This window comes from uncultured Aurantimicrobium sp., from assembly GCF_936931525.1.
In the GTDB taxonomy this organism is placed as follows: Bacteria; Actinomycetota; Actinomycetes; order Actinomycetales; family Microbacteriaceae; genus Aurantimicrobium.
Window position 1 is genome coordinate 1 of the sequence record NZ_CAKZII010000068.1, and the last position, 4638, is coordinate 4638.

6 protein-coding genes are annotated in these 4638 nt (G+C 56.1%); 5 read left to right on the plus strand and 1 reads right to left on the minus strand.

Going from position 1 to position 4638, the window contains the following annotated elements; all coding sequences use genetic code 11:
- Window positions 1-618, plus strand: a 618-nt coding sequence (locus Q0362_RS02905) for a DUF5719 family protein (protein WP_298119582.1), incomplete at its 5' end; no start/stop codon positions are given.
- Between the two features lie 7 nt (window positions 619-625).
- Here Q0362_RS02905 and Q0362_RS02910 read toward each other — a convergent pair.
- Window positions 626-1060, minus strand: a complete 435-nt coding sequence (locus Q0362_RS02910; RefSeq protein ID WP_280795485.1) for a metallopeptidase family protein — start codon at window positions 1058-1060, stop codon at window positions 626-628.
- A 34-nt stretch (window positions 1061-1094) separates the two neighbouring features.
- Here Q0362_RS02910 and Q0362_RS02915 point away from each other — a divergent pair, with 34 nt between their 5' ends.
- From Q0362_RS02915 to Q0362_RS02930, 4 genes are all read left to right on the plus strand, one after another.
- Window positions 1095-1301, plus strand: a complete 207-nt coding sequence (locus tag Q0362_RS02915; protein WP_298119585.1) for a DUF3499 family protein — start codon at window positions 1095-1097, stop codon at window positions 1299-1301.
- Window positions 1294-2718: a phosphomannomutase/phosphoglucomutase gene (locus tag Q0362_RS02920; RefSeq protein WP_298119587.1), complete on the plus strand. Its 1425-nt coding sequence runs from the start codon at window positions 1294-1296 to the stop codon at window positions 2716-2718. The genes Q0362_RS02915 and Q0362_RS02920 overlap by 8 nt, the downstream gene beginning before the upstream one ends.
- A gap of 58 nt (window positions 2719-2776) precedes the next feature.
- Window positions 2777-4264 (plus strand): adenosylhomocysteinase, encoded by a 1488-nt coding sequence (ahcY, locus tag Q0362_RS02925; protein ID WP_298119590.1) that lies wholly within the window; start codon window positions 2777-2779, stop codon window positions 4262-4264.
- Between the two features lie 24 nt (window positions 4265-4288).
- The coding region (locus tag Q0362_RS02930; protein WP_298119588.1) for a response regulator at window positions 4289-4638 on the plus strand (350 nt) is incomplete at its 3' end.

Genomic DNA, 4638 nt, shown 5'->3' on the forward strand with positions numbered 1-4638 from the left:
ATCGGCGACGTAGTCAGTGACCTCGATCCCGGTATCCGAGTATTAGTTCCCGGAGAAAAAAACAGCGAAGTGAAAGTCACGCTGCTCTCCAGCACAGGAAAAAAAGTCGAGTATTCAGCCAATCTGCTTGCCCAAAAAGCTGTACAGCTTCCTTTGACTGGTATTCCTGATGGCACCTACACAGTCATTGTCACCTCTCAACAGCCGCTTGTAGCTGGAGTGCGTACTGTGCAGGATGCAGTGATTGATCCTGCTGCGGCAGCATCGAGTGCTCCACTTACTGGTGGTGATTTCACCTGGATTTCCTCGAGCTCGTTCCTCACCGAAGAAGTACTTATCCCTCTGCCTGTGGGTCTGAACCCTTCGGTTACTTTTTATAACCCGTCGAACAGGGTGGCGGAAGTTAGTCTCTCCTCTGCGGGCCAGAAGGAGATCACGTTGAAAGTTCCTTCCGGCGAAATGGTGACCTCACCGCTCACCTCTGGAATGAACTACACCGTGAAGGGAGTTAAGGGATTGGTCGGCGGACTCACCTACTCTGGTGCAGGTGTTGGTTCTTCTATTGCCCTCAACCCTGCAAATGTCTTGGGGTCAAGCATCACAATCTACCCTCGCTAGAAACGAATTAGGGTCGCAGTCGCTCAGGACCTAGATCCCACGGATCTTTGCCAAGTAATTCCGCCACTGCCCGAAAGACAACACTTTCAATCATCATCTGCCGATGGAGAGGGTCGTCTTTGTGGAGTTTGCTCATTCTTTGAATGGGGACACGATAAAGCACAATGCGTCGACGTTCGTGGTCGACCTTCCAACGCTCCACCACTCCATTGACCTCCACGCGAGGAGGTGTGGGGGCCACATCGAAGTGCACATCAGCCAGCTCTTCTGCCCACATGCTGCGCAGGTAGTCCACGGTGTGAGCAATCGTCAGCATGAAGGTTTCGTATCGCCCACGAAGTTGAGGCAGGTGGGGACCAGTGACCGGTCCACGCATTCCGCGGCCGTGACGATCACGGCTCAAGCCACGGTTAGGAACCGTGGTGGGGAATGTGCTGTCCATGCGCCCATGCTACCTCCGCGCTACCCTGAAAACCATGGAACGTGTCTGCACCAAAGGTCGCTGCAAGCAGCCGGCCTTCTTCACGCTGACCTATGACTATGACGACAAGCTTGCTGTCCTGGGTCCGCTCTCTCCGGAACCAGAGTCAGCAGCCCATGATTTGTGCCGAAAGCATGCTCTCGGTTTCACTGCGCCTCAAGGCTGGAACGAGATGCGCCATTTAGACTTAGCTAATGAGTAATTCTGCTGTTGAGAGCCTGCGTTCTATCGTCAAGGCCTATGACGTCCGTGGTCTTGTGGGAGAACAGCTCACCGAAGAAATGGTCGAAGCACTCGCTGCCGGCTTCATCGATGAGATCAACGGCGCTGGCTCAGAAGTTGTTGTTGGCCACGACATGCGTGACTCGTCACCTGGCTTTGCCGCTGCCTTTGCCCGCGGTGCTCAGGCACGTGGTGCAAACGTGGTCAACCTCGGTCTGTGTTCCACAGATGAGACGTACTTCGCATCGGGTTCTTGGAATGCCCCTGCAGCTATGTTCACCGCTAGCCACAACCCTGCCGCCTATAACGGCATCAAGTTCTCTCGTGCGGGTGCTCAGGGCATCAGCTTGGACACTGGCTTGGCAGCTATCCGCGACCGTGCCTGCGACTACCTCGAGAACGGCCTAGAAACAGTTGCAACCCCTGGTTCTTACCGCGAGGTAGATGTCCTGGCTGACTACGCCGGTTACCTTCGTTCGCTCGTGGATCTCTCTGGCATCAAGCCCATCCGCGTTGTTGTTGATGCGGGCAACGGCATGGGTGGAATGACGGTTCCTGCCGTGCTCGGAACTGCAGCAGGTCTTCCAGCTCTTCCCATCGAGATCATCCCGATGTATTTCGAGCTGGACGGCAACTTCCCCAACCACGAGGCCAACCCCCTGGAGCCCAAGAACCTGGTTGACCTGCAGAAGGCAGTTGTTGAACACGGAGCTGATCTAGGCCTGGCATTTGATGGTGACGCTGACCGTTGCTTCGTTATCGATGAGAAGGGTGCTCCTGTCACTCCTTCGGCAGTTTCGGCCATTGTTGCGCTGCGTGAGATTGCACGGGCTAAGGCAGCAACTCCGAATGACGAGATCTTTGTCATTCACAACCTCATCTCTTCGAACATTGTGAAAGAGACCATCATTGGTGCGGGGGCTACGCCTGTCCGCACCCGCGTGGGTCACTCCTTGATCAAAGACCAGATGGCTGCCACCGGTGCTGTCTTTGGTGGAGAGCACTCCGCTCACTACTACTTCAGCAACTTCTGGGGTGCTGACAACGGCATGCTCGCTGCCATGCATGTGCTGGCAGAATTTGGCCACCAGCCCAAGTCGCTCTCTGCGTTCGCTGCCGAGTTCATGCCCTATGCCAGCAGTGGTGAAATCAACTCCACCGTCAGCGACGTGAAGGCAGCCACGCAGCGAGTGCGTGACGCATTCGCTTCCCGTGGTTCGGAAGATGCCCTAGATGGCATGACCATCACCGGGAACACCGCAGAAGGCGATGCCTTCTGGTGGTTCTCTGTGCGTCCATCCAACACAGAGCCTCTCCTGCGCTTGAACGTGGAAGCTGCGGATGAGCAGACCATGTCTGCCATCCGGGACGAAGTTCTTTCTCTCATTCGTTCCTAGGTTCCTGCGGCCTTTTGGGCTGCAGATCCGGCTCTAAACTTGAGTCATGACTGTGCTGATGCCCACTGCAACTTTTGATGCTCGTTCCGGCCTGGAATTCAAGGTCGCAGACCTGAGCCTGGCCGAAGCTGGCCGCCACCAGATCCGCCTGGCTGAGAACGAAATGCCCGGCCTGATGGCTCTGCGCGAAGAGTTTGGCCCCACCCAGCCCCTCAAGGGTGCTCGCATTGCCGGCAGCCTGCACATGACCGTGCAGACCGCTGTTCTCATTGAAACGTTGGTGGCACTTGGTGCTCAGGTTCGTTGGGCAAGCTGCAACATTTTCTCAACCCAAGACGAAGCAGCAGCTGCAATCGCTGTCGGTCCCACCGGAACCGTGGACGCACCTGCCGGCGCTCCCGTGTTCGCGTGGAAGGGTGAAACCCTCGACGAGTACTGGTGGTGCACCGAGCGCATCTTTGACTGGTCAACAGAAGCCTCCGCTGCAGGTGCTGAGTGGATCGGCCCCAACCTGATCCTCGATGACGGTGGCGACGCCACCCTCTTGGTTCACAAGGGACGTGAGTTTGAACTTGCTGGTGCTGTTCCAGAAACTTCTGCGTCAGACAGCCACGAATATGGCGTCATCCTTGAACTCCTGCGCAAGACCGTTGCCGAGACTCCGTCACGTTGGCAGAGTGTCGCGGGTGAACTCATCGGTGTGACCGAAGAAACCACCACGGGTGTTCACCGCCTCTATGAACTCTTTGCCAAGCAGGAACTGCTGTTCCCTGCTATCAACGTCAACGACTCTGTCACCAAGAGCAAATTTGATAACAAGTACGGCATCCGCCACTCCCTGCCCGATGGTTTGAACCGTGCCACCGATGTTCTCATCGGCGGCAAGGTTGCCTTCGTTGCCGGTTATGGCGATGTCGGTAAGGGTTCTGCAGAAGCTCTGCGTGGCCAGGGTGCTCGCGTGATTGTCAGCGAGATCGACCCCATTTGCGCTCTTCAGGCAGCCATGGACGGCTACCAGGTCGACACTCTTGAGAACGTAGTGGACCAGGTCGACATCTTTGTCACCACCACTGGCAACAAAGACGTGATTCGTCTTGAGCACTTGCTGGCGATGAAGCACCAGGCCATCGTGGCCAACGTGGGACACTTCGATAACGAAATCGACATGGTCTCACTGGAGAACCTTGCTGGTGCAGAGAAGGTTGAAATCAAGCCTCAGGTTCACGAATGGCGCATGCCTAACGGCCGCAGCATCTTGGTGCTCTCCGAAGGTCGCCTGATGAACCTCGGTAATGCAACAGGTCACCCCTCCTTCGTGATGAGTAACTCCTTTGCGAACCAGGTGCTTGCACAGATGGAACTCTTCGTTCGCCGCGAGAACTACCCTGTGGGTGTTTTCGTGCTCCCCAAGCACCTGGACGAGAAGGTGGCACGTCTGCACTTGGACGCTCTGGGCGTGAAAATGACCACCTTGTCACCTGAGCAGGCTGACTACATTGGCGTGCCTGTCGAAGGTCCTTACAAGGTTGACCATTACCGCTACTAGTCCTTGGAGACTAGGCTCTAACGCATGAGTGCACGCATTCTGGTTGTAGACGATGACGCCGCGTTGGCGGAGATGGTCGGTATCGTCCTGGAAGGCGAAGGCTTTACGCCTTCGTTCTGTGCCGATGGCGCAGAAGCACTTGCTGCATTCCGCGAACACAAGCCTGACCTCGTTCTACTTGACCTCATGCTTCCCGGCTTTGACGGTATTGAAGTGTGTGGTCAGATTCGCCAGGAATCTGGCGTGCCCATCATCATGCTCACTGCCAAGGGTGACGCAGCAGATGTTGTTGCAGGACTTGAAGCAGGTGCTGATGACTACATGGTCAAGCCCTTCAACCCAGGAGAGCTAGCCGCACGTATTCGCACGCGTCT

Excerpts from the sequence above, each read along its gene's own strand:
- Q0362_RS02910 (WP_280795485.1), bottom strand. The coding sequence starts at position 1,060 with ATGGACAGCACATTCCCCACCACGGTTCCTAACCGTGGCTTGAGCCGT.
- Q0362_RS02915 (WP_298119585.1), top strand. The coding sequence starts at position 1,095 with ATGGAACGTGTCTGCACCAAAGGTCGCTGCAAGCAGCCGGCCTTCTTC.
- Q0362_RS02920 (WP_298119587.1), top strand. The coding sequence starts at position 1,294 with ATGAGTAATTCTGCTGTTGAGAGCCTGCGTTCTATCGTCAAGGCCTAT.
- ahcY (WP_298119590.1), top strand. The coding sequence starts at position 2,777 with ATGCCCACTGCAACTTTTGATGCTCGTTCCGGCCTGGAATTCAAGGTC.